21 protein-coding genes and 1 tRNA gene are annotated in these 22,720 nt (G+C 71.6%); 9 read left to right on the forward strand and 13 right to left on the reverse strand.

Translation table 11 applies throughout. From position 1 onward, the window contains the following. Positions 1 to 61 precede the first annotated feature (61 nt). The 8 genes from AL346_RS08935 to tsaD form a co-directional block, all read right to left on the reverse strand. Positions 62 to 694 carry a MarC family protein gene (locus AL346_RS08935; RefSeq protein WP_019404933.1) on the reverse strand — a complete coding sequence of 211 codons (633 nt, stop codon included), beginning with the start codon at positions 692 to 694 and terminating at the stop codon, positions 62 to 64. A gap of 58 nt (positions 695 to 752) precedes the next feature. Further along, on the reverse strand, positions 753 to 1,100 hold the full coding sequence (locus AL346_RS08940) for a 4a-hydroxytetrahydrobiopterin dehydratase (RefSeq protein WP_019404932.1): 348 nt from the start codon (positions 1,098 to 1,100) through the stop codon (positions 753 to 755). A gap of 19 nt (positions 1,101 to 1,119) precedes the next feature. Continuing rightward, positions 1,120 to 2,526 carry an adenylate/guanylate cyclase domain-containing protein gene (locus AL346_RS08945; protein ID WP_019404931.1) on the reverse strand — a complete coding sequence of 469 codons (1,407 nt, stop codon included), beginning with the start codon at positions 2,524 to 2,526 and terminating at the stop codon, positions 1,120 to 1,122. A 61-nt stretch (positions 2,527 to 2,587) separates the two neighbouring features. After that, on the reverse strand, positions 2,588 to 3,364 hold the full coding sequence (locus AL346_RS08950) for a glutamine amidotransferase (protein WP_019404930.1): 777 nt from the start codon (positions 3,362 to 3,364) through the stop codon (positions 2,588 to 2,590). Then, complete coding sequence (locus AL346_RS08955) at positions 3,364 to 3,858, reverse strand: TerB family tellurite resistance protein (RefSeq protein WP_157672293.1); 495 nt, start codon at positions 3,856 to 3,858, stop codon at positions 3,364 to 3,366. The genes AL346_RS08950 and AL346_RS08955 overlap by 1 nt, the downstream gene beginning before the upstream one ends. Positions 3,859 to 3,924: 66 nt before the next feature. Continuing rightward, positions 3,925 to 4,338 (reverse strand): EVE domain-containing protein, encoded by a 414-nt coding sequence (locus AL346_RS08960; RefSeq protein ID WP_019404928.1) that lies wholly within the window; start codon positions 4,336 to 4,338, stop codon positions 3,925 to 3,927. Between the two features lie 16 nt (positions 4,339 to 4,354). Continuing rightward, positions 4,355 to 5,353, reverse strand: coding sequence for an NAD(P)H-dependent glycerol-3-phosphate dehydrogenase (locus AL346_RS08965; RefSeq protein WP_019404927.1), 999 nt, complete (start codon positions 5,351 to 5,353; stop codon positions 4,355 to 4,357). After that, complete coding sequence (gene tsaD, locus AL346_RS08970) at positions 5,350 to 6,390, reverse strand: tRNA (adenosine(37)-N6)-threonylcarbamoyltransferase complex transferase subunit TsaD (RefSeq protein WP_019404926.1); 1,041 nt, start codon at positions 6,388 to 6,390, stop codon at positions 5,350 to 5,352. Before tsaD ends, AL346_RS08965 begins: the two co-directional genes overlap by 4 nt. 214 nt (positions 6,391 to 6,604) lie before the next feature. Between tsaD and hemC the strand changes: the two genes are divergently transcribed. From hemC to acs, 6 genes are all read left to right on the forward strand, one after another. Continuing rightward, the gene (gene hemC / locus AL346_RS08975) at positions 6,605 to 7,534 is read left to right on the forward strand and encodes a hydroxymethylbilane synthase (protein WP_019404925.1); all 930 of its coding nucleotides are present in this window, start codon (positions 6,605 to 6,607) and stop codon (positions 7,532 to 7,534) included. 2 nt (positions 7,535 to 7,536) lie between these two features. Further along, positions 7,537 to 8,256 carry a uroporphyrinogen-III synthase gene (locus AL346_RS08980; protein ID WP_019404924.1) on the forward strand — a complete coding sequence of 240 codons (720 nt, stop codon included), beginning with the start codon at positions 7,537 to 7,539 and terminating at the stop codon, positions 8,254 to 8,256. Positions 8,257 to 8,370: 114 nt separating this feature from the next. Beyond that, the gene (locus AL346_RS08985; protein WP_053193547.1) at positions 8,371 to 9,687 is read left to right on the forward strand and encodes a COG4223 family protein; all 1,317 of its coding nucleotides are present in this window, start codon (positions 8,371 to 8,373) and stop codon (positions 9,685 to 9,687) included. Positions 9,688 to 9,697: 10 nt separating this feature from the next. Next, entirely contained in the window at positions 9,698 to 11,587 is a 1,890-nt protein-coding gene (locus AL346_RS08990) for a heme biosynthesis HemY N-terminal domain-containing protein (protein ID WP_019401713.1), read from the forward strand. Between the two features lie 97 nt (positions 11,588 to 11,684). Continuing rightward, a tRNA-Thr gene (locus AL346_RS08995) sits at positions 11,685 to 11,760 on the forward strand. 421 nt (positions 11,761 to 12,181) lie between these two features. Beyond that, positions 12,182 to 14,131 carry an acetate--CoA ligase gene (gene acs / locus AL346_RS09000; protein ID WP_019401714.1) on the forward strand — a complete coding sequence of 650 codons (1,950 nt, stop codon included), beginning with the start codon at positions 12,182 to 12,184 and terminating at the stop codon, positions 14,129 to 14,131. A 56-nt stretch (positions 14,132 to 14,187) separates the two neighbouring features. Here acs and purH read toward each other — a convergent pair whose 3' ends face one another. The 4 genes from purH to htpX form a co-directional block, all read right to left on the reverse strand. Further along, the gene (gene purH / locus AL346_RS09005) at positions 14,188 to 15,780 is read right to left on the reverse strand and encodes a bifunctional phosphoribosylaminoimidazolecarboxamide formyltransferase/IMP cyclohydrolase (RefSeq protein WP_019401715.1); all 1,593 of its coding nucleotides are present in this window, start codon (positions 15,778 to 15,780) and stop codon (positions 14,188 to 14,190) included. Between the two features lie 125 nt (positions 15,781 to 15,905). Beyond that, the gene (locus AL346_RS09010; RefSeq protein ID WP_245258874.1) at positions 15,906 to 17,654 is read right to left on the reverse strand and encodes a heparinase II/III family protein; all 1,749 of its coding nucleotides are present in this window, start codon (positions 17,652 to 17,654) and stop codon (positions 15,906 to 15,908) included. A gap of 167 nt (positions 17,655 to 17,821) precedes the next feature. Further along, positions 17,822 to 19,177, reverse strand: a complete 1,356-nt coding sequence (locus tag AL346_RS09015) for an RsmB/NOP family class I SAM-dependent RNA methyltransferase (protein ID WP_053193549.1) — start codon at positions 19,175 to 19,177, stop codon at positions 17,822 to 17,824. Positions 19,178 to 19,180: 3 nt separating this feature from the next. Continuing rightward, a complete protein-coding gene (htpX, locus tag AL346_RS09020) occupies positions 19,181 to 20,125 on the reverse strand; it encodes a zinc metalloprotease HtpX (protein WP_053193552.1) in 945 nt (314 codons plus the stop codon). 149 nt (positions 20,126 to 20,274) lie between these two features. Here htpX and AL346_RS09025 point away from each other — a divergent pair, with 149 nt between their 5' ends. The 3 genes from AL346_RS09025 to AL346_RS09035 all read left to right on the forward strand — a co-directional run bounded on the left by AL346_RS09025 (position 20,275) and on the right by AL346_RS09035 (position 22,119). Next, entirely contained in the window at positions 20,275 to 20,511 is a 237-nt protein-coding gene (locus tag AL346_RS09025; protein WP_019402355.1) for a DUF1674 domain-containing protein, read from the forward strand. A 170-nt stretch (positions 20,512 to 20,681) separates the two neighbouring features. Continuing rightward, on the forward strand, positions 20,682 to 21,392 hold the full coding sequence (locus AL346_RS09030; RefSeq protein WP_019402356.1) for an OmpW family protein: 711 nt from the start codon (positions 20,682 to 20,684) through the stop codon (positions 21,390 to 21,392). A 184-nt stretch (positions 21,393 to 21,576) separates the two neighbouring features. Beyond that, a complete protein-coding gene (locus AL346_RS09035) occupies positions 21,577 to 22,119 on the forward strand; it encodes a thermonuclease family protein (RefSeq protein WP_082312615.1) in 543 nt (180 codons plus the stop codon). Here AL346_RS09035 and AL346_RS09040 read toward each other — a convergent pair. After that, positions 22,097 to 22,645, reverse strand: coding sequence for an AAA family ATPase (locus AL346_RS09040; RefSeq protein WP_019402358.1), 549 nt, complete (start codon positions 22,643 to 22,645; stop codon positions 22,097 to 22,099). The genes AL346_RS09035 and AL346_RS09040 overlap by 23 nt on opposite strands. Positions 22,646 to 22,720 lie beyond the last annotated feature (75 nt).

Genomic DNA, 22,720 nt, shown 5'->3' on the forward strand with positions numbered 1-22,720 from the left:
GCTGCGCGGGCTTACAGGACGGACTCTGCGATTTTGCGGTGTACCGCGACAGGCACCTCCCTCAAATCGCCGGCAGTCCCAGCCATTTCGCCATCGCCTCGAGGATCAGGTTGATCGACAGGGCGGCGAGCACGATGCCCATCACGCGGCGCAGCACGTTGGCGCCGTGGCGGCCGATGAGGCGTGACACGGTCCCGCCTGACAGGAAGAGGCCGAACAGGATGAGCATGTTGAGCGCCAGCATGGCGACCGTCTCCACCTGCTCGATGAAGGTCAGGCGGTTGTTGTCCATCAGGATGACGATGGCGAGCATGGCCCCCGGCCCGGCGATGATCGGCACCGCCAGCGGGTAGACGGCGACGCTCGCCGCGTCGTTTGCGCCCGCCTCGGCCGTCGGCGCCGGCCCCTTGTCGCCGAGGGTCATCGACAGCGCGAAGATGAGCAGGATGATGCCGCCGGCGATCTGGAAGGAGATGAGCGAGATGTTCATCGCCGCCAGCGCATATTGGCCGATGACGGCGAAGACGAGGAGGATGACGAAGGCGACGGGGACGGCGATGAGGGCCGCCTTGCGCCGCTCGGCCCGGTCGAGCCCGCCGGTGACCGAGAGGAAGAGCGAGGTGTGGCTGATCGGGTCGAGGACGGCGAGAAGCGTCATGAACTGCGTGACGAGCAGGGTCTGGTCGATCAGCACGATCGGCTCCGGAAGAGGAAGGTGACGGCGAGGGCGAGGATGGAGGGGAACGGACGTCTCAGGCGGTCCCGGTTCCGCCGATCTCGTCGATCCGGGCCGCCATGATGAAGTCGTTCTCGTGCAGGCCCTTGATCTTGTGGGTCTGCAGCGTGACCGTCGCATAGCCCCAGCCGAAGGCGATGTCCGGGTGGTGGCCCTGCTCCTCGGCAAGCTCCGACACGCGCGCCACGAAATCGAAGGCTCCCGCGTAGTTCCTGAAGCGGAAGGTGCGCGCGATGCGCGTGGCATCGCCGTTGACCTCCCACTGCGGCACCCGTTTCGCGTAGTGCGCGACGGCTTCGGGGGACAAAGGCGGCGTCCCGCCCTTGCAGGGCGTGCAGGTCTTGGTGGCGAGATCGTCGGTCATGGCTATTCCCGCTGCCGGGTCACGGAATCTCGTACAGGGTGACCTCGTCGTCGATGCCGCGCAAGGCGCGTCGCTGCGCCAGCGGCGTCAGGCCGGTGCGGGCAAGCAGGTTCGACACCTCCGGCCGCTCGACGACGGAGCCCGTGGCGTAGATCGCCTGCGATTCGGCAAGGCCCTGCACGCGCGAGGCGATGTTCACCGTCTGGCCGAAATAGTCCTGCCGCTCGTTGAGGCTGACGGCGAGGCACGGGCCTTCGTGCAGGCCGATCTTCAGCATCAGGTCCTCGCTGCCGTGGGCGGCGTTGAGGCGGCGCATGGCGTCGCGCATGCGCAGCGCGGCGGCGACGGCCCGTTCCGGCGTCGGGAAGGTCGCCATCACTGCATCGCCGATGGTCTTGACGATGGCGCCGGCCTCCGCCGCCACGATGTCGCCGAGCACACGGAAGTGCTCGCGCACGAGGTCGAAGGCGGCAAGGTCGCCCACGCGCTCATAGAGCCGGGTCGATCCCTTGAGGTCGGTGAAGAGGAAGGTGAGGCTGGTGATCTTCAGCCGCTGGTCGACGTTGAGCGTCTCCGTCCGGTAGATGTCGCGGAAGGTCTGGTTGCTGAGGAGCCGCTTGGCGGTGAGGAACGGCCGGCGCCGGCCGATGAGCGTGTGTAGCGCCTCGCCTGCGGCGAAGAGGCCGGGCAGGACGCGCCGGCTGGTGCGGTTCTCGAGCGTGAGGCGCAGCGGGCCGGGCTGCAGGCGGACGGCCTCGTTCGGCGCATGCACGGCGTCGATGACGAGGGAAAGCGAGCGCCGCTCGCGCGTCTCGTCGCTGTCGGCGTCGATGAACTGCACGGAATGGGTGACCGGATCGAAGACGATGATGAAGCCCCGCGGCAGCTGCAGCGAGAGGAGGGCCTTCTCCCCGGGCGGCAGTTCGATGGCCTCGATGATGATCTCGTCGAGCTGCGCCTCGATCTCCTCCGGCAGGTCGACGCCCGAGCTCCAGAAGATCTGGCGGAAATACTCGTGGATCGGCAGGCGGTCCGGCTCGTGCGCCGCGATCTGCCGCACGCGCGGGTTCACCGTGAACGTCACCTCCACCATCTCGTCGAGGGTCGGCTCGTAGCCCGCCGCGCACAGCGTGCAGCTGTAGGAGGAGCGGTCGAGCGTACCGAGCGTCGCATTGGCGTCGAGCACGCCGCCGCAGCCCGGGCACAATACGTTCCATGACATGTCGAACAGGCCGAGATGGGCGGCATGGAGGAAGGCGGCGATGGCGGCCTCCTCGTCGAGACCCTCGCGCGCCGCGAAGGCGAGCACGTTGACGCGGTTGAGCATACGGTCCGCGCCGTGCCGGACGAGGCGCTCGATGGCCTCGGCCGCCGCCGGCTCGGCCGTCTGACGCAGCAGGGAAAAGAGCGCTTCCGTCTCGGCCATCGGACGGTGCTCCGCAACCATTATTTTATAAGTATAGCACGATCAGCGGCAGCTGCCGCGCTCAGGCCGCAGGGGCGCGGGCGATCGCCAGGCCCGAGGCCGGTTGGGGCCGGGCCGGTGCGGCACCGGCGGCGAGCCAGTGGTCGAGAAAGGCATCGAGCCACAGGGCGACGGCGGGGTCGTACATGAAGCGCCCGCGGTGGTGCAGGTGCGAGGCCTGGGCGCCCGGCAGGCTCAGCCGCTCGCTGGCGCGTGTCGTCCAGCGATAGATCATGGCGTGCGTCACCTCGGGGTGGAACTGCAGGCCGAAGGCCGCGGGCCCGACTCGGAAGGCCTGGTTCGGAAAATCCGCGCCCTCGGCGAGAAGCTCGCCCCCGGGCGGGCAGTCGAGCCCCTCCCGGTGCCATTGGTAGACATGCGAGGGCCACGGCGCGCCCGTCTCGCTGGCGAAGCGCCGCCCGGTCGTCGTCGGCTTGAGGGGATAATAGCCGATTTCGGCAAGGCCCGAGGGATGCGGATCGACGCGCCCGCCGAGGTGCTTCGACAGCATCTGCGCGCCGAGGCAGAGGCCGAGCAGCGGCTTCTTCTCATCGAGCGCGACGCCGATCCAGTCGATCTCGCGCTTCACCCAGTCATCGGGGTCGTTGGCGCTCATGGGCCCGCCGAAGACGACGGCGCCGGCGTGCAGTTCGAGCGTCTGCGGCAAGGGATCGCCGAAGCGCGGGCGGCGGATGTCGAGCAGGTGGCCGCGCTCTGCAAGGAGCCGGCCGACCCGGCCGGGCGTCGAATGCTCCTGGTGCAGGACGATGAGAACGGGCAGCCGGGCCGCCTCAGCCATCAGGCCCCTCCGTCGACGTCCGCCAGCGCGCTCTGGCGCAGCGCCTCGGCCTCGCGCTCGCTCAGCCCGAGCCGGCGGGCGGAGCGCCACAGGAGGCCGTCCTCGATCTCGGCGACGTGCCCGTCGATCTTCGCGAGCTCCCAGGCGGCGGCCATCAGCTCGCGGCGCCCGTCCGGCGGCAGCAGGCGCTTCAGGTCCTCGAAGGCGTCGTCCACGTCCTCGCGCGAGCGCTCGGCCACGATGGCGGCCTCGATGATCCGGAGCGCCTCGCGCGGCGAGAGGCGGAAGCGGCGTCCGACGAGGTCGGCGAGCTTGGCGCGCTCGTCGCCCGTCAGGCGCCCGTCGCCCCCGGCGATGTGCACGAGGACGATGGCGAGCGACAGCAGGGTGTCGGGGGTGCGGCCCTTATCCTCGCGCGCCGGCGCGGCCTGGTGCCGGGGCAAGCGTTCGAAGAGGCGGGCGATGCTGGAGATGAGGCGGACTGGACGGGTCATGGACATCGGAACGATTTCAGGCTGCCATCCTGTCCGATCGGACGACGGCGCTCAACCCCGCCTTTTTCACAATCCGCCCATCTTGCAGATGATGTCCCACTCGGCGCCGCTCACCGGTTGCACCGACAGGCGTGAATTGTTGACGAGCACCATCTCGGCGAGGGAGGGCGTGTCCTTGATCTCGTCGAGCGTCACCGGCCGGGGCAGTGCCTTCACGGCCTTGATGTCGACCATGCCGAAGCGGCCGCTCGCGTCGGTGTGGTCGGGGTAGTATTCCTTGATCACCTCGACGATGCCGACGACGGCCTTGCCCTCGTTGGAATGGTAGAAGAAGCCGGTCTCGCCCTTCTTCATGGCCATCATGTTGAGCTTGGCGGAATGGTTGCGAACGCCGTTCCAGAACGTGCCCTTCTCGCCTTCCGCGACCTGCCGGTCCCACGACCAGGTCGCCGGTTCGGATTTGAACAGCCAGTGCGCCATGACCTCTCCCCGTTCGTCAGATGATCTCGTTTTCGGCGCGGATCGGCCGGTTGAGCAGCGCGCCGATCGCCGCCTCGACGGACATTTCCCCCGCGACGAGCGCGGCGACGGCTTCCGAGATCGGCATTTCGACCCCGTGCCGGCCGGCCATCGCCACGAGGGCTGCGGCCGTGAAGGCGCCTTCCGCCAGCTTGCCGCCGGAGGCTTCGGAAAGCGACACGCCGCGCCCCAGCGCCTCGCCGAAGGCGAAGTTGCGCGATTTCGTCGAGCCGCAGGTGAGCACGAGGTCGCCGAGCCCGGACAGCCCCATCAGCGTCTCGGGCCGGGCGCCGAGGGCGCGGGCGAAGCGCATCAGCTCGGCGAAGCCCCGGGCCACCATGGCGGCACGGGCGCTCTCGCCGAGGCCGCAGCCCATGACGATGCCGCAGGCGATGGCGAGCACGTTCTTGGCCGCGCCGCCGATCTCGACCCCGCGCACGTCGGTGCCGTGATAGATGCGGAAGGCGGGGCTCGCGAGCGCCGCGGCGAGACCGCGGGCGGTCTCCTCCTGCGCGCAGGCCAGCACCACCGCGGTGGGCAGGCCCCGCACCACATCCTCGGCGAAGCTCGGGCCCGACAGGACGGCGGGCACTGCCGCCGGCAACTCCTCGGCGACGATGTCGCTCATGAAGCGGCTCGACGTGCGCTCGATGCCCTTGGCGCAGATGACGACCGGCGTGCCGGGGGCGAGCCGAGGCGCGAGCGCGCGGGCCGCCTCGCGCAGGGCCTGCGCCGGCACGACGAGGAGCAGCGCCCGCGCGTCCGCCGTCGCGCCGAGGTCGGCCGTGACGGTGATCGCGGCATGGAGCGGCGCTCCGGGCAGGAAACGCAAGTTCTCGCGCGCGGCCTGCATGGTGCCGGCATGCTCGGCATCGCGCGCGACGAGGGTGACGGTACGCCCGGCCTGGGCCGCCGCATTGGCGAGGGCCGTGCCCCAGGCGCCGGCCCCGACGATGACGAGCGGATCGGCGATCATGCCGCGGAGGCCGCCTCGAGCGGCCAGCGGGCGCGGGCGGGAGCGGTGAGGTCGTCGGTGAGGCCGAGGCGCAGGCGCTCGAGCCCGGCCCAGGCGATCATCGCCCCGTTGTCGGTGCACAGGGCCGGCGGCGGCGTGACGAGGGGCAGGCCGGCCTCGGAGGCAAGGCGCGTCAGGCCGCGGCGGATCGCCTGGTTGGCGGCGACGCCGCCGGCGACGACGAGCGCCGTCGGGTGCCCCGCCTTCTGCCGGAAGGCGCGCAGCCCCATGCGCACCCGGTCGGCGACGACGTCGACCACGGCCGCCTGGAAGGAGGCGCAGAGGTCTGCCACGTCGCGTGCCGAGAGCGGGGCGATGCGCTCGGCCTCGATGCGCACGGCGGTCTTGAGGCCGGAGAGCGAGAAGTCCGGGTCCGGCCGGCCGGCCAGCGGCCGCGGCAAAGCGAAGCGCGCCGGGTCGCCGTGGAGCGCCTGGCGCTCCACCTCCGGCCCGCCGGGATAGGGCAGGCCGAGCATCTTCGCCGTCTTGTCGAAGGCCTCGCCGATGGCGTCGTCGATGGTGGTGCCGAGGCGCACGTAATCGCCGACGCCGCGCACCGCGAGCAATTGCGTGTGCCCGCCCGAGGCGAGCAGCAGCAGGTAGGGAAAGGCGACGCCGTCGGTCATCCGCGCCGTCAGCGCATGGGCCTCGAGATGATTGACGGCGATGAAGGGCTTGCCGGACACGAGGGCGAGCGCCTTGCCGGTGGTGAGGCCGACGATGACGCCGCCGATGAGGCCGGGGCCGGCCGCGGCGGCGACGGCGTCGATGTCCTTCAGCGTGACGTCGGCCGCCTTCAGCGCCCGCGCTACCAGCCGGTCGATGACCTCGACATGGGCGCGCGCCGCGATCTCCGGCACCACGCCGCCATAGGCGGCATGTTCCGTGATCTGGGTGAGGATCTCGTTCGACAGGATGACGCCGCGCCCGTCGCCGGCAAGGCCGACGACGGCGGCTGCCGTTTCGTCACAGGTGGTCTCGATGCCAAGAACGCGCATGATTCGCTGGGTTCTGAAGGGGCTGCGATCGGTCGCGGTTCGCAAAAGCGCCGCTTCCCCCTATAGAGCATGGCGTAAAGCCGTGGGAACCGGTTTTTCGCCGCAGCAGGGTGGTAGGGCATGCGATAGTGAGGTGCGGGAGCGGCTCTGTGGCCTCCCGCCTGCACGAATCGCCCGCCGGCCGCGGGCCCCGTGAACGGAGTTGGATGGAACCATGATTGCAACGACCGGCGCACCTGTCATCGGCACGCGCGGCAGCCCGCTCGCCCTCGCCCAGGCGCGGCAGGTGCAGGCGCTCCTCGGTGGGGCGCTCGGCTGCCCGGCCGAGGCCGTCGCGCTCTCGGTCATCAAGACGACGGGCGACATGATCCAGGACCGGGCGCTGTCGGAGGCCGGCGGCAAGGGCCTGTTCACCAAGGAGCTCGACAGCGCGCTCCTCGACGGGCGCATCGCCCTTGCCGTCCATTCCGCCAAGGATCTGCCGACCGTCCTGCCGGACGGGCTCGTCATTGCCGGCTATCTTGCCCGCGAGGACGTGCGCGACGTGCTGATCAGCCGCGGTGCGCGGAGCATCGCCGAGTTGCCGCGCGGCGCCGTGGTCGGCAGCGCCTCGCTGCGCCGGCAGGCGCAGGTGCGGCGCCTGCGGCCCGATGTCTCGGTCACGCTGCTGCGCGGCAATATCGGCACCCGCCTCGCCAAGGTCGAGAGCGGCGAGATCGACGCGACCCTCCTGGCCCTCGCCGGGCTGCGCCGGCTCGGCCTCGCCGACAAGGCGACCGCCGTGCTCGACACCGAGGATTTCCTGCCCGCCATCGGCCAGGGCGCCATCGCCATCGTGACGAGGGCCGACGATCTTGCCCTGCGCGAGACGCTGATGCGCTTCACCGACCCCGCGACCGGCGTGGCGCTGGAGGCCGAGCGCGCCTTCCTGCGCGTGCTCGACGGCTCGTGCCGCACGCCCATCGCCGGCCTGGCGCGGGTGGAGGGGGCAGGCCTCTCCTTCCGCGGCATGCTGCTGGCGCCCGACGGCAGCGACTGGGTGGCCGTCGAACGCAGCGGCCCGATCGCCGAGGCACTCGGCCTTGGAGAGGACGCGGGACGCGAAGTGGTGGCCCGCGCGCGCCCGGCGCTCCTGGGAAAATAGGCATGGCGGGCGTCCTCGTCCTGCGGCCGGAAAGGGCGGCGCGCCGGACGGCGCAGCGCCTCGGCGAGCGCGGCCATGCCGTCGTGGTCGCTCCGCTCCTGACCATCCATTCCACGGATGAGCCGCGCCCGGCGGGAGCCTTCGACGGCGTCGTCGTCACCAGCCCCAATGCCTTCGAGGCGCTGCGAGAGGCGGATGTCGCGGCGCTCCAGGCGCTGCCCCTCCTCGCCGTCGGGGAGCGCACGGGCGAGGTGGCGCGCGAGGCCGGCTTTGCGGCCGTCACGCCGGCGGCGGGCGACCGCATCGCGCTCGCGGCGCTCGCCCCGTCGGTTTTCGCGTCCGGGGCGCGGCTCCTCCTCGTCCTCGGCCGCGATCACAAGGCCGATACGCCCGCTCTTCTCGCCGCGGCCGGCTTCGCGGTCGTGCCGTGGATCGCCTATGTCGCGGAGGCGGAACAATCGCTGCCTCCGGCGGTCGTGGCGGCGCTCGGCGGCGGCACACTCGCGATCGCGCTGCATTATTCCCGCCGCAGCGCGGCCCTGGCGCTCGCCCTCGCCGAGCGGGCCGGCTGCGGCGAAGCATTCCGTGCCTTGCGCCACCTGTGCCTGTCCGAGGATGTCGCCGCGCCGCTCCGGGCCGCCGGCGTCCGGGACGTCGTGGCCGCCGCGACGCCGCACGAGGATGCTTTGCTGGCCCTCCTGCCGGCGCATGGCGACAGATGACGCGCAGCCGCTGGGCTCGCCATGGGCGGGCGGCTGATGTTAAGAGCTTGAGGGTTCATCATGGCCCGTCCGGGCGCACCGGCGGTGCCGAGCAAATGATGGAGAGAGGTCTGCATGAGCGACGAGAAGCCGACGGGCCGGACGCCCCGGACAGCCCGCACGAAGGCGGGGCGCGTTGCGCAGACGACCGACCGCGAAGTGACCGAGGCCACCGCGCCGCCGCCCGCCGATGTCGCGGCCGTTGAGGCGGCGGCCACGCCCCGGGAGACCCCGCCGGCCGAGGACATGCCTGCCGCTCCGCCGCCGGAGGCGCCAACTCCGCCTGGCGATGTGTCGGCTACCGAGGAAGGGCCGGGCGCAGGCGAAACCCCTCCAGGCGACGAACGCGCCGAGGAAGCGCCGGCCGATGAGGGGCCCGCCGACCGCGACGCCCGGGATTTGCGAACGGCCGAACCGGCTGCGGCGCCCCGCCAGGGCCTCCAGAGTTCGCTCCTCGTGGCGGCTGCCGTCGGCGGCATCGTCGGCGCCGCCGCAGCCATGCTGCTGCCGGTGCTCGTCGGTCCGGCCAACGACACCGCGGCGCGCCTTGCCGTCGTCGAGCGCAGCCTCGCCAATGTCGTCGGCCGTGAGGATCTCGAGGCGCTCGAGGCGCGCATGACCTCCGCCTCCCGCGAAGACGACGGCCTGACGGCGCGCATCAACGGCCTCGCCAACGAGATCGAGGGGCTGCGGTCCGTCGAGGGCGCGTCGCCGGCGGAGCTTCGCGCGATCCGCGACGAGCTGAGCCGACGTGTCGACGCGCTCGAAGGGGCCGTGCGCAGCCTCGATCCGGGCGTCATCAGCGACGTCTCGCGCCGGCTGGAGGCCGTCGGGGCCCGGCTCGATGCCGCCGAAAGGCAGATCGCCGACGGCGCCGCCGAGCCGATCGGCAATGCCGCGGGCCGGCTCGCCGTGGCGGAGCTGCTGCTGACCGCGATCCGCTCCGGCCAGCCCTTCGAGAAGGAGATCACGGTGCTCGAGCGCCTCGGCACGCCGGCGGAGCTCCTGTCCCCGCTCAAGCCGCAGGCGCGGGCCGGCCTGCCGACCACCGAGAGCCTGCGCCCGGGGTTGCGCGAAGGCTTGGCCCGTGCGGCCGAAACCGAGCGCCGCACGCGTCCCGAGGCCAGCCTCTGGGAGCGCCTGAGCGACAGCGCGGCGGGCCTCGTGCGGGTCGAGCGCGTCGGCAGTGGGGAGCAGCCCGCCGATGCCGTCGACGCGGCGCTCGCCCGCGGCGATGCCGCGGCGGCGCTCGCGGCCTGGGAGCGGTTGTCGCCGGCCGAGCAGCAGGCGACGCGTGAATGGGTCGCGGCGCTCAGGGCCCGCGCGGAGGCGGAGCAGGCGGCGCTTGCCGTGCGCGGTGCCGCCGTCGACGCCTTCGGCGGCAACGGGTGAGGGCGCAGCCATGATTCGCGTTCTCGTCTTCCTCGTCCTTCTCGCCTTCGTCGCGCTCGGCGCCGCCTGGCTCGCCGACCACCCGGGCGAGGTGGTGCTCACCTGGCAGGACTACCGCATCAGCACGCCGCTCAGCGTCGCCGTGGCGGCGCTCATCGGCATCGTCACGGCGCTCGTCATCGTGTGGAGCGTGGTGCGCTTCGTCTTCAAGCTGCCGGACCTCGTCACCATCGCCTCGCGGGCTCGCCGCCGGGCGCGCGGCTTCGCCGCCGTGTCGCGCGGCATGGTGGCCGTCGGCTCGGGCGATCCCGCCGCCGCGCGCCGCCATGCGGGCGATGCCGAGCGCTGGCTCGGCCGCGAGCCGCTGACGCTGCTGCTCAAGGCCCAGGCCGCGCAGATCTCCGGCGATCGGGCAGGGGCCGAGGCCGCTTTCAACGACATGCTCGACGAGCCCGAAACGCGGGTGCTCGGCCTGCGCGGCCTGTTCGTCGAGGCGCGGCGCAAGGGCGATCTCGTCGCCGCCCGGGCCCATGCGGCCAAGGCGGCGGAGCTCGCGCCGAGCGTCGGCTGGGCCAACGAGGCGGTGCTCGAGTTCCAGTCCGCCGAACGCGACTGGCGCGGGGCGCTCATGACCCTTGAGCGGCGCGCAGCGCTGCGGCTCATCGACCGCGCCGAGGCGCGCCGCCAGCGCGCCGTGCTCCTGACGGCCGACGCCATCGACCGGGCGGAGAAGGACCCCGACGCCGCGCTCACCGCCGTGCGCGAGGCGGTCAAGCTCGCGCCCGATCTCGTTCCCGCCGCCGTGCTGGCCGGCCGGCTTCTCGCCCGCGCCGGCAAATACCGCAAGGCGGCCAAGACCCTCGAGGCGGCCTGGGTGCGGCTGCCGCATCCTGATATCGCCGCGGCCTATGTCGAGATCCGCTCCGGCGATTCGGCGCGTGATCGGCTCGCCCGCGCCGAGACGCTGGCGCGGCTGGCATCGGATTCCGCCGAATCGCGGCTGATGCTGGCCCGGGCCGCGCTCGACGCGCGCGAATTCGGCCGCGCCCGCGAGGCGCTGGCCCCGCTCATCGCGGAGCGCCCCACGCTGCGCACCTGCGTGCTGATGGCCGACATCGAGGAGGCCGAGCACGGCGAGACGGGGGCCGTACGCGCCTGGCTGGCCCGTGCCTCGCGCGCGCCGCGCGATCCCGCCTGGCTCGCCGACGGCGTCATCTCCGACACCTGGTCGCCGGTCTCGCCGGTCAGCGGCCGGCTCGACGCCTTCGTCTGGGGAACGCCGAGCGAGCAGATCGCCGCCCAGCATCGCGACGCGCAGGAGACGCACCGGGCCGACGCCGTCATCGGTGACGGCGACGAGCGCCGTGCGGCCGAGGCGCTGCCCGAAATCGCGCCGCCGGCGCCGGCGGCACCCGCCCGGGAGCCTTCCGCCGCTGCCGTCGACGCCCAGCCGGCTTCCGAACACACACCGACTTCACCGCCTGAAGCGCGTTCCGAGCCCGAGCGGTCGCCGGAGGCCGAACCGTCGTCCAAGCCCGAACCCGCCCCCGTGTCCGAACCGGCAGACAAGGCCCGGCCGCCGGCAGCGGCAGCACCTGCACCGGAGGTCGAGGAGGCCGTCGCGCCCGCTGAGACGCCGTCGCCCGCTCCTCCCGCCCCGCCGGAGGAGAAGCCATCGCCCGCTCCGGTGCCGCAGCATGTGAAGGAGGCGGCGAAGGGATCGGGGCGGCGCGGCGCTTCGGAGGCGACGCCGCCTGGGGAGCCTGCCGGCAACGCCGCTCCCCGCAGGGCCCGGCAGGCGAGCCCGGTCATCTTCCCGGTCAGCCGTCCGCCCGACGATCCCGGGCCGGTGACCGGGGAGGACGAGGTCGGCCCCGTGCGCCGCACCATCGTGACCTGATCGCGGCCGCTCATGCACAGCCGCGCGCGGCCGCCGGCGCGGAATCGCGCGAGGCACTTGCCAAGGCGGGGTGATTGACGCTAGAAGGCGCGCGCGTGCCGCGGTAGCTCAGCTGGTAGAGCAACGCATTCGTAATGCGTGGGTCGGGGGTTCGAATCCCTTCCGCGGCACCATTCCTGCTTCGCGCAAGCCCACCACGCAGATTTGTCCGTCTTCGCCGAGCGAAGCGGGATGCCACGGAGCCTTGCCGGAGGGGCCCGTGAGGCTGTGAAGGGCAACCGCTCCTCCCCGTCATGCCCGCGCTTGTCGCGGGCATCCACGTCTCGCCGTTGCGCAAGGCTGAAAGGCGCGCATCGCCGGAACAAGTCCGGCCATGACCCGCGAGGATGGCCCGGCACGCGCCTCTGGTGAAGCCTTCTCCCAACGTCGAAGAGACGAAAGTGTGACCCTTGGCGCCTTGCCGGTGCCGGTTGCCCTTCGCATAATGCCGCCCGATCGATCGTTTCCAGACCGCCATCCGTACCGATGGCGTGTCGGAGGCTGCGTTTGGACCGGTGCCGACTGAAGGCCCGGCCGAGGTTTCGGGAGGACGTCATGCAGGAGAAGGTCTACGAGGTGCCGGCCGATTGGGCGAAGCGCGCCTACGTGGATGAGGCTCGCTACAGGGAGATGTACGAGGCCTCGATTCGGGATCCCGAAGCGTTCTGGGACGAGCACGGCCGGCGCATCGACTGGTTCACGCCCTACGAGAAGGTCAAGAACGTCTCCTACGCGCCGGGCGAGGTCTCCATCCGCTGGTTCGAGGACGGCATCACCAACGTCGCCTACAACTGCATCGACCGGCATCTGGAGACGCGCGGCGACCAGACGGCCATCATCTGGGAGGGCGACGATCCGTCCGAATCCCGCCTCATCACCTATCGCGAGCTGCACGACGAGGTCTGCCGCTTCGCCAACGTGCTGCGCAACCGCGGCGTCGAGAAGGGCGACCGCGTCACCATCTACATGCCGATGATCCCCGAGGCGGCCTTCGCCATGCTGGCCTGCGCGCGGCTCGGCGCCATCCACTCCGTCGTCTTCGGCGGCTTCTCGCCCGATTCGCTCGCCGGCCGCATCGAGGACTGCGCATCCAAGGTCGTCATCACGGCGGACGAGGGCCTGCGCGGCGGGCGCAAGGTGCCGCTCAAGGCCAATGTCGACGCGGCCATCGCCAAGGTGGGCGGCGTCGACCACGTCGTCGTCGTGCGCCGCACCGGCGCCGATGTCGCCATGGAGCCGGGCCGCGACGTCTGGTACCACGAGGCGGCCGCGCTGGTGACGAGCGAGTGCCCCTGCGAGCCCATGGAGGCGGAGGATCCGCTCTTCATCCTCTACACCTCGGGTTCCACCGGCAAGCCGAAGGGCGTGCTGCACACCACGGGCGGCTATCTGGTCTATGCGTCGATGACGCATCAGTACGTCTTCGACTATCACGACGGCGACATCTTCTGGTGCACGGCCGACGTCGGCTGGGTGACCGGGCACAGCTACATCCTCTACGGACCGCTCGCCAACGGCGCGACGACGCTCATGTTCGAGGGCGTGCCGAACTACCCGGACAATTCCCGCTTCTGGCGCGTGATCGACAAGCACCAGGTCAATATTTTCTACACCGCGCCCACCGCCATCCGCGCGCTGATGCAGGCCGGCGACGAGCCGGTGAAGAAGACCTCGCGCGCCTCGCTGCGCCTGCTCGGCTCGGTCGGCGAGCCGATCAATCCGGAGGCCTGGGAGTGGTACTATCGGGTGGTCGGCGACGGGCGCTGCCCCATCGTCGACACTTGGTGGCAGACCGAGACCGGCGGCATCCTGATCTCGCCGCTGCCCGGCGCCGTCGTGCTGAAGCCCGGCTCGGCCACGCGGCCGTTCTTCGGGGTGAAGCCCGAGATCGTCGATGCCGAGGGCAAGGTGCTGGAGGGCGCGACCGAGGGCAACCTGTGCATCGCCGATTCCTGGCCGGGCCAGATGCGCACGGTCTACGGCGACCACCAGCGCTTCATGGATACCTATTTCGCGACCTATCCCGGCAAGTACTTCACCGGTGACGGCTGCCGGCGCGACGCCGACGGCTATTACTGGATCACCGGCCGCGTCGACGACGTCATCAATGTCTCCGGCCACCGCATGGGCACGGCCGAGGTCGAATCGGCGCTCGTAGCCCACGCCAAGGTGTCGGAGGCCGCCGTCGTCGGCTATCCGCACGACATCAAGGGCCAGGGCATCTACGCCTATGTGACGCTGATGGCGGGCGAGGAGCCGACGGAGGAGCTGCGCAAGGAGCTCGTCCAGTGGGTGCGCAAGGAAATCGGCCCGATCGCTTCGCCCGACCTCGTGCAGTTCGCTCCGAACCTGCCGAAGACCCGCTCGGGCAAGATCATGCGCCGCATCCTGCGCAAGATCGCCGAGGACGAGTTCTCGAATCTCGGCGACACCTCGACGCTGGCCGACCCGTCGGTGGTGGACGATCTCATCCACAACCGGCAGAACAAGCGCGTGCCGGCCTGAGGCCGCTGCCGCAGCTCTGAGCCCTCTCCCGCAAGCGGGGAGAGGGCTGGTCCGCCTCAGTGCCGGAAGTGGCGGTGCCCGGTGAAGACCATGGCAAGGCCCGCCTCGTCGGCGGCCTTGATCACCTCGTCGTCGCGCATGGAGCCGCCGGGCTGGATGACGGCCGTGGCGCCGGCCTCGGCTGCGGCGAGGAGCCCGTCGGCGAAGGGGAAGAAGGCGTCGGAGGCGACGACCGAGCCCTTGGCCAGCGTCTCGGGAAGGCCCGCCGTCTTCGCCGCTTCCGCCGCCTTCCAGGCCGCGATGCGCGAGGAATCGACGCGGCTCATCTGCCCGGCGCCGATGCCGACCGTGGCGCCGCCCTTGGCATAGACGATGGCGTTCGACTTGACGTGCTTGGCGACGCGGAAGGCGAACTTGAGGTCCGCGAGCTCGGTCGCCGTCGGGGCGCGCTTCGTCACCACCTTGAGGCTCATGTCGTCGACGACGGCGCTGTCGCGCGCTTGGGCGAGGAAGCCGCCCGCGACCGTGCGCAGGGCGAGCCCGCCGGCGCGCGGATCGGGCAGGCCGCCCGTCACGAGCAGGCGCAGATTCTTCTTCGCCGCGACGATGGCGACTGCCTCCTCGCTCGCCTCCGGGGCGATGATCACCTCGGTGAAGATCTCGACGATTTTCCTCGCCGCTTCCGCATCGAGCCGGCGGTTGAGGGCGACGATGCCGCCGAAGGCGGAGACGGGATCGCAGGCGAGGGCCTTCTCATAGGCGTCGAGGAGGTTCGCGCCCTCCGCGACGCCGCACGGGTTCGCGTGCTTGACGATGACGACGGCGGCGGTGCGGGCCGGGTCGAACTCGGCCACGCATTCGAAGGCGGCGTCGGTGTCGTTGATGTTGTTGTAGGAGAGCTGCTTGCCCTGCAGCTGGCGTGCCGTGGCGACGCCGGGGCGCTGCTCCGGCGTGCGGTAGAAGGCGGCCCACTGGTGCGGGTTCTCGCCGTAGCGCATCGGCTCGGCCAGCGCGCCGCCGAGCGCCCGGAAGGCCGGCGCCGTCTCGCCGAGCTGGCCGGCGAGCCAGTTGGAGATGGCGGAATCGTAGGCGGCGGTGCGCGCGTAGGCCTTCTGCGCCAGGCGGCGGCGCAGCGTCAGGGTCGTCGCGCCGTCATGCGCCTCGAGATCGGCCAGCACCGCGGCATAGTCCTCGGGCTCGACGACCACGGCGACGTCGTCGTGGTTCTTGGCGGCGGCGCGGATCATCGCCGGGCCGCCGATGTCGATGTTCTCGATGCAGTCGTCATAGGCGGCGCCCTTCGCCACCGTCGCCTCGAAGGGGTAGAGGTTGACGACGAGCAGGTCGATGGGCCCGATGCCATGGGCGAGCATGGCCGCCTGATGCTCGGGATTGGCGCGGATGGCGAGAAGCCCGCCGTGCACGGCCGGGTGCAGCGTCTTGACGCGCCCGTCCATCATCTCGGGAAAGCCCGTCACGTCCGAGACATCGGCGACGGTGAGGCCGGCGTCGACGAGCGTCTTGCGCGTGCCCCCGGTCGAGACGAGGGCGATGCCCCGGGCCGCGAGCGCGGCGGCGAATTCGACGAGGCCCGTCTTGTCGGAGACGGACAGGAGGGCGCGGGTGACGCGCCTGACTTCACTCGGCATTACGCGATGTCCTTCGGCATTCTGGCTCCCGGCAGCCGGCCGCAGAGCCCTCTGCCGGCGCCGTCGCCCCGGCGCTTAGCACGAATGCGCCGCCGACAAAACGCGCGATGCGGGTGCGAAGGGCCTCAGATGCCCTCGAGAGGCAGCGGCTCCTCGTCCGGACGCGTCGCCGAACGCCGTCCGCCCGTGCTGTTGTGGCGCCCGATGCGCTGGAAGGACCAGCGCACCGCATGGGTGTCGGCCGCATCGAGCGAGAGCACGATCTGCTCGGTCCGGCGCGTGCCGTCCGGGGCGGCGAAGAACACGCTTTCCTCGATGGCGAGGGGCACGTGCTCGGCCTCGAAGGTCCAGGCCTCGCCATCGGGCAGGAGCAGCATCACCGCCTGCCCGCTCTGCAAGCGGCTGGCGCGCACGGAGGGGTGGAGGTGGAAGCGGACGGCGACATCCGTCATGCCCGGCGTCGGGTCGATGAGGATGAAGATGTCCTCGCCCGCGAGCTGCTCGCCGCCGGCGGCAAGGCGCAGGCGGCGCTCGTGCACGATGCCGAAGCGCTGCACATAGCCGTCGTGCGCGGCGACGAGCACGACGTCGCCGTCCTCGCCCTTGCGCGACACCGGCACGTCCTGCGGGCCGGAGAGGATGGGCGCGCCGATCCAGCGGCCGAGGCGGGCGCCGAGCGACAGGTCGTCGCCCGCACCGGCGAAGTGGCAGGAGGAGGCGTCGTGCACCGTCGCCGTCGAATGGGCGGCGGTGGAGCGCGTGGCGACCGGCACCGGCCCCGTGCCGCGCGGCGCGCCGCAATTGACCACGATGCGACTGATGCCCGCCGTCAGCTCGAAGGAGAGGCAGCCGGCATGCGCTTCGCCCGAGAAGGCTGCGGGCGGCGGGCGGCCGGTGTCGACGATGACGACGGTACCACCGGCCTGAAGCCGCTCGTAGCCGCTGTGCGGCGCGTGCTCCATGCCCTGCGCGCGGGCATCGTCATAGACGAGCAGCGTCGCGATGAGATCCGGCGCCGTGCCGCCCATGCCGTTGAACAAGGCGATGGAGCCGTCGCCGTGCCGGAACAGGCGCAGCATCGGCATCATGCGGTCGATGGCGCGCAGGAGCGGCGCCGGCGGCTCGACGCTGCGCGCCGCATAGGTCTGGCGCAGCGGCAGCAGGTCGGCGAGGAGGTCGATCAGGACGCGCGGGTTGCGGCTGATATGGCCGCCGTCGGGCAGGATCTGGCGCGACAGTTCCTCGGCGAGCGTGCGGCTGGCGCCGCGATGCAGCCGGGCATAGCCATCGAGGCACAGGCCCGCATAGGCGAGCGCCACCGCCGTCATCAGCCGCTCCTCGCCGCGCGCGCCGCCGGCGAGCGCCCGCTGCAACTGGCTGACCGAGCGGCCGAGCGCCTTCATCAGCCGCCGGTAGAAGGCGTGGTCGGCGCCCTCGAGCAGCAGCGGCGACTGGGTGAGAAAGGCGATGAGCCGTCGTGCGACGATGGCTGGCTCGGCCGCGAGGCCGCGCCGGTCATGGCCGCCGGCGAGGAAGTCATCGACGAGTGCGCGGGCATTGGCGCGGGCCAAGGCGGAATCGGCCGCCCGCAGGTGGCGCAGCCAGCCGAAACTGTAGAGCTGCTCGGCCCAGGCCCGGCTCGGCGGCACCGCCTCGAAGGGCGAGCGCCCCTGCGCCTGCACGACGCGGCCGGCGAAGGCGAAATAGCCGGCGTAGATGTCGCCCGCGACGGTCGGATCGGTGGTGCGCAGGTCCTGCGGGGCGATGATGAGGCGGCTCGGCGCCTGCCGGCGCATGGGCTGCAGCAGGGCGCGCAACGAGCCGGTGGCGAGGTTGCGCGCACGCCGAGCGAGCTCGCCGAGGGCAAGTCCCATGAGCCGCCACCGATCGGCGCTTCCGGCCACGATCGCTCCCGCCTTGTCCGCGTGCATCGCTTGCGCTTTCGTCAACACTTAGCCCACATAAATTACTGCAGGATGGTTAACGTTTCGGTGCGCGCTCACGTGGCCTTTGACGGTCCCTTGCCGCTGCCGCCGGCTTTTCACGACGAGGCGCGCACAAGCCGCGCGGCGTAGAAGCCGTCGAGGCCGGACAGGCGCGGCTCCGCGCCGGGCAGTGCGTGCGGCAGGGTACGCAGGTCGCCGTCGGCGGTGATGAACTGCGCGAGCCCGCCGATCTCCTCCGCAGCGACCGGCACGCGCGTGAAGTCGCGATGGCGGTCGAGGAAGGCCGCGACCTGGCGCTCGCCCTCTTCCGGCTCGAGCGAGCAGGTGCAGTAGACGAGCCGCCCGCCCGGCCGCACGAGGCTTGCGGCCTTGTCGATCAGCTGCGCCTGCAGCTGCGCGAGCGAGGCGATATCGTCCTCGCGCTTGGTCCAGGCGACGTCCGGGTGGCGGCGCAGGGTGCCGGTCGCCGAGCACGGCGCGTCGAGCAGCACGGCATCGGCCGGCGGCACATCGAGGGCCAGCGCGTCGGCGGCCAGGGCCTCGACGGCAAGCGACAGGCGCCGCATGTTCCCGGCGAGCCGCTCCAGGCGCTCGGGCGAGCGGTCCACGGCGAGCACCGAGGCACCGGCGGCCGCGAGCTGCGCCGTCTTGCCGCCCGGCGCGGCGCAGAGGTCGATGACGCGCTCGCCTGCCTTGGGGGCGATGAACCGCGCCGGCAGGGCCGCGGCGGCGTCCTGCACCCACCATGCCCCTTCGGCATAGCCCGGCAGGTCCGGCACGGGCACGCGCTGCGGCAGGCGCAGCGAGCCGGTGGGCAGGATGTGGGCGCCGAGCGTCTCGGCCCAGCCCGGGAGGTCGTCCTTGACCGAGATGTCGACGGCGGCCTCGTGGCGGTTGGCGGCGGCGATGGCGTCGGCAATCGCCTCGCCATAGGCCGCCACCCAGCGGCGGTGCAGCCAGTCGGGCGTATCGATGCGCGGCGCCTCGCCGGCCGCCAGGATCTCGGCCCGCGCGCCTGCCACACGCCTCAGTACGGCGTTGACGAGCTTGGCATAGGGGAAGGCGCGCTTGTCCGCCCGCGCCTGGCGCACGGCGAGGTCGACCGCCGCATGGTCGGGCACGTCGAGGAAAAGGAGCTGCGCTGCACCGCCGATGAGGATCGCCTCGAGAAGCCCGGCATTGCGCGGCAGGCCGCGTTCGAGGAAGCGCTTGAGGCCGAGGCGGATGGTGCCGAGGCGCCTCAAGGCGACGGTGGCGATGGCGCGAGCGAGCGCCCGGTCGCGCGGCCCGGCCTCCTCGTGGCGCGCGGCGAGCCGCTCCAGCGTCTCGTCGAGGGGCGCGCGCTGGCGCAGCACCGCATCGAGCGCTTCGGCGGCGATGACGCGTGCGGCGAGGCCCGCCGGCTGGGCGGGCCTCGTGCGCGCGTTGCGGGGGTGACGGGCGGGTTTCAGCGCTCAGCCCCACGGTCCGCGGGGCCGCTGGCCGCCGCCCCACGGGCCGCGCGGCACGTCCCCGCCGGTCGGCGCCGGGCGCGAGAAGCCGCCGGCCGAGCCCAGCCCCATGCGGCGGGCGAGGTCGGTGAGGGCGGCGATGCGGTTCTCCGTCGCCGGATGGGTCGAGAACAGGTTGTCCATGTTGCGGCCGCTGAGCGGGTTGACGATGAAGAGCGGCGCGGTGGCCGGATGGCTCTCGGCGCTCTCGTTGGGGATGTGCTCGACGCCGCGGGCGATCTTGCCGAGCGCGCCCGCCAGCCACAGCGGGTTGCCGCAGATCTCGGCGCCGATTCGATCCGCTTCATACTCGCGCGAGCGGCTGATGGCCATCTGAATGATCATCGCGGCGATGGGCGCGAGCACGACGAGCAGGATGGTGCCGATGATGCCGCCGCCGTTGTTACGGTTGCCGCCGCCGAAGAAGAGGCCGAACTGGGCGATGGTCGAGATGGCGCCGGCGATGGTCGCCGTGATCGTCATCGTCAGCGTGTCGTGGTTCTTGATGTGGGCGAGCTCGTGCGCCATCACGCCCGCCAGCTCCTCATAGGAGAGCGTGCGCAGGATGCCGGTCGTCGCCGCCACGGCGGCATTCTCCGGGTTGCGGCCGGTGGCGAAGGCATTCGGCTGGGGATTGTCGATGAGGTAGACGCGCGGCATCGGCAGGCCGGCGCGCTGGCTGAGCTCCCGCACCATGCGCACGAGCTCGGGCGCCGTGCGCTCGTCGACCTCCTGCGCGCCATGGGCGGCGAGCGCCAGGCGGTCCGAGTTCCAGTAGCTGAAGATGTTCATCGCCGCGGCGAGGCCGAGCGCGACGAGCATGCCGCCCGTGCCGCCGATGAGAAAACCGACGACGCCGAACAGCGCCGTGAGCGCCGCCAGCAGCAGGCCGGTTTTGAAGTAGTTCATCCTTTCCCTCCGTCCGGCACCGGCGTCGCCGATTTGCCGGTGCCAATCGCCGAAATCCCCCTATATGTGGGGGGAGGGCGGCCGGCGCCGCAAGAGGACGCCGCAGGACATGCGGCGCAGGCGCCGCCGCGATCGCGTGGAGAATGGCGATGGAAACGACGAAGCCGGCCGGGGAACCGGCGAGCGACACCCTTCCCGGGGCGGCGCCCGGCAAGGCCCTGAGCCCGGCTGCGCGCCGGGCGCTGGAGGAGGCGGCGGCGCGTCGGTCCGAGATCGACGCCCGCACGCGCGACCTGACGCGGCAGCGCGAGGTCAACGGCCGCGACGGGCCGGAGCCGGTGCGCTACAGCGATTGGGAGCGCAGGGGCATCGCCACGGACTTCTGAGGCGGCACGCATAGTCTCCCGCTACGATTGTTGCGTTGCAGCAACAGGCGCCGGTCTGCGATGTAGCTGGCGGCCTTGATTGATGCAGCTCAAATTGGCCGCCGGGGTGCGGGCGCAGATTGCCGGCCGAAGCGGGGTCGTTGTGGCCCCGCCTGTCGTCCGGGGCTGCCATGACACGCTTCTTTTCCACGCGCATTCTGTCGACCGTTTTCATCGCCGGGACCGCCATCCTGTCGGCCTTTTCGGCCGGCGCTGCCGATCTGCCGCGCCCGGCCCCCGCGCCGGGCGCCCCCGTGCTCGACGACTGGAGCCCCTGGATGATCCGCGTGCGTGCGCTCGGCGTCATTCCGGACGAATCGTCGTCGCTGAAGCTCAACGGCCTGCGCATCGGCGGCGATAAGGTGTCGGTCAGCAACTCGGTCGTGCCCGAGCTCGATATCACCTATTTCCTGACCAAGAACATCGCGGTGGAGCTCATCCTCGGCACCACGCCGCACAACATCCGCGCGGGCGGCTCCATCGCCGGGCTCGGGCCGATCGGGCGGGTGTGGCTGCTGCCGCCGACGCTGACGCTGCAGTATCACGTCGACCTCACCGACCGCATCAAGCCCTATGTCGGCGCCGGCGTGAACTACACGATCTTCTACAATGAGAAGGCGCGCGGCGTGTTCTCCAGCCTCAGCGTCGAGAACACCTTCGGCCTGGCGCTGCAGGCCGGCGTCGACGTCATGATCGACCGGCACTGGGGCGTGAACCTCGACGTGAAGAAGATCTTCCTCGAGCCGAAGGTCAAGGCGAACATCCCGGACGTCGGCCTCGTCACCGGCAAGGTGAAGCTCGACCCGTGGCTCGTCGCCGCCGGCGTCACCTACCGCTTCTGAGGCCCCTCCGGTGGAAAGCGAGAGGGCCCTTCAGGCTCCAATCCTGCCCGGCGTGCGCCGCGCTGGATCGTCTCCACCATTATCCGCGTCGTGCAGGCTGTGCATGCACTCATGCGCAGTCTGACATTCGGCCTATATAGAGGATGATATTCTCATAATCCTTGGGATGGATTATAAGAAGGGGATGAGATGCCCATCGCCTCTTCCCCTTCTCGCCTTTGCGGCCGGCCTCGGTGCTGCTTCGCTCACCGGGCGGGGGCCAAACGAGACCGTCGCCGCCGGAGCGGCGCAGGCGGGGCCGCACCTGGCCGGTGCCGTGCCGGGCGCCTTCAAGGCCGAGGTCGTGCGCGTCATCGACGGTGACACGCTCGAGGCGCGCGTCGCGGTCTGGCCGGGACAGGAGATCGTGACCAGGGTGCGCCTCGCCGGCATCGACGCCCCCGAAGTGGACGGACGGTGCGCGGCCGAGAAGCAGGCGGCATCGGCAGCGCGCGAGGCTCTGGCGCGTCTCGTCGGCGATGGCGCGGTCGTCCTGTCCGAGGTCCGGCCGGACAAGTATTTCGGCCGCGTCGTCGCCCGGGTCGCCGATGCTGCTTGGCGGGACGTGGGACAGCTCATGCGCGAGGCCGGCCACGCCCGCGCCTATGACGGCGGGCGGCGTGCGCCGTGGTGCGAGGCCCTGGAGACGCGCCGCCCGCCGGGCCTCACCCCAGCGACGCGTGGATGAAGGCGACACGATCCCCGACCGGCAGCCGCGGCACCGTGACGAGATCGTAGCCCGCCTCGCCATAGGTCCTGACCATGGCGGCATGGGTGCGTTCCGCCTCCTCCAGCGTCTGCCGCCGCTCGGCATCCTGCGTGAAGATCTCCGGCCAGGGCGGGCAGATGAAGACGCGCCGGTTGTAGCGGCAGCGTGCGATGGCCCGGCCGAGATGCGACGACCGGGCGATGCCGACGAGGTCGAGATAGCCGGCGATGTCGGGAATGCCACGGTCGAAGAAGACCGGGCCATCCCCGTTCAGATGGCGGCGATGGGCGGCGAGGTCGTGCGCCAGCATGAGCTCGGCGTAGAGCGCCGGGTCCACGGACGGCAGGGCCCGCCCGCCGATCGCTTGCTGGTCGCGGATGATGGCGCGGCCGGCCTCGGGCGAGACCGTATGGCCCGCCGCCGCGAGCGCGGCAAGAAGGGTCGTCTTGCCGGCGCCGGGCCCGCCGGTGAGCACGAAGAAGCGATCGGTGGCGTCGTTCGCCATGGCAGTCCTCATGGATGACAGGGGAAATGGCGCGCACGCGCGCCACGGCGGCGCCGCGCCGGGTTGAGCAATGTC

Source organism: Chelatococcus sp. CO-6 (genome assembly GCF_001271345.1).
GTDB lineage: Bacteria > Pseudomonadota > Alphaproteobacteria > Rhizobiales > Beijerinckiaceae > Chelatococcus_A > Chelatococcus_A caeni.

What these genes read in the sequence shown, in the direction of transcription:
- AL346_RS08940 (WP_019404932.1), bottom strand. Translation starts at nt 1,100, where the DNA reads ATGACCGACGATCTCGCCACCAAGACCTGCACGCCCTGCAAGGGCGGG.
- AL346_RS08945 (WP_019404931.1), bottom strand. Translation starts at nt 2,526, where the DNA reads ATGGCCGAGACGGAAGCGCTCTTTTCCCTGCTGCGTCAGACGGCCGAG.
- AL346_RS08950 (WP_019404930.1), bottom strand. Translation starts at nt 3,364, where the DNA reads ATGGCTGAGGCGGCCCGGCTGCCCGTTCTCATCGTCCTGCACCAGGAG.
- AL346_RS08955 (WP_157672293.1), bottom strand. Translation starts at nt 3,858, where the DNA reads ATGACCCGTCCAGTCCGCCTCATCTCCAGCATCGCCCGCCTCTTCGAA.
- AL346_RS08960 (WP_019404928.1), bottom strand. Translation starts at nt 4,338, where the DNA reads ATGGCGCACTGGCTGTTCAAATCCGAACCGGCGACCTGGTCGTGGGAC.
- AL346_RS08965 (WP_019404927.1), bottom strand. Translation starts at nt 5,353, where the DNA reads ATGATCGCCGATCCGCTCGTCATCGTCGGGGCCGGCGCCTGGGGCACG.
- tsaD (WP_019404926.1), bottom strand. Translation starts at nt 6,390, where the DNA reads ATGCGCGTTCTTGGCATCGAGACCACCTGTGACGAAACGGCAGCCGCC.
- hemC (WP_019404925.1), top strand. Translation starts at nt 6,605, where the DNA reads ATGATTGCAACGACCGGCGCACCTGTCATCGGCACGCGCGGCAGCCCG.
- AL346_RS08980 (WP_019404924.1), top strand. Translation starts at nt 7,537, where the DNA reads ATGGCGGGCGTCCTCGTCCTGCGGCCGGAAAGGGCGGCGCGCCGGACG.
- AL346_RS08985 (WP_053193547.1), top strand. Translation starts at nt 8,371, where the DNA reads ATGAGCGACGAGAAGCCGACGGGCCGGACGCCCCGGACAGCCCGCACG.
- AL346_RS08990 (WP_019401713.1), top strand. Translation starts at nt 9,698, where the DNA reads ATGATTCGCGTTCTCGTCTTCCTCGTCCTTCTCGCCTTCGTCGCGCTC.
- acs (WP_019401714.1), top strand. Translation starts at nt 12,182, where the DNA reads ATGCAGGAGAAGGTCTACGAGGTGCCGGCCGATTGGGCGAAGCGCGCC.
- purH (WP_019401715.1), bottom strand. Translation starts at nt 15,780, where the DNA reads ATGCCGAGTGAAGTCAGGCGCGTCACCCGCGCCCTCCTGTCCGTCTCC.
- AL346_RS09010 (WP_245258874.1), bottom strand. Translation starts at nt 17,654, where the DNA reads ATGGGACTTGCCCTCGGCGAGCTCGCTCGGCGTGCGCGCAACCTCGCC.
- htpX (WP_053193552.1), bottom strand. Translation starts at nt 20,125, where the DNA reads ATGAACTACTTCAAAACCGGCCTGCTGCTGGCGGCGCTCACGGCGCTG.
- AL346_RS09025 (WP_019402355.1), top strand. Translation starts at nt 20,275, where the DNA reads ATGGAAACGACGAAGCCGGCCGGGGAACCGGCGAGCGACACCCTTCCC.
- AL346_RS09030 (WP_019402356.1), top strand. Translation starts at nt 20,682, where the DNA reads ATGACACGCTTCTTTTCCACGCGCATTCTGTCGACCGTTTTCATCGCC.
- AL346_RS09035 (WP_082312615.1), top strand. Translation starts at nt 21,577, where the DNA reads ATGAGATGCCCATCGCCTCTTCCCCTTCTCGCCTTTGCGGCCGGCCTC.
- AL346_RS09040 (WP_019402358.1), bottom strand. Translation starts at nt 22,645, where the DNA reads ATGGCGAACGACGCCACCGATCGCTTCTTCGTGCTCACCGGCGGGCCC.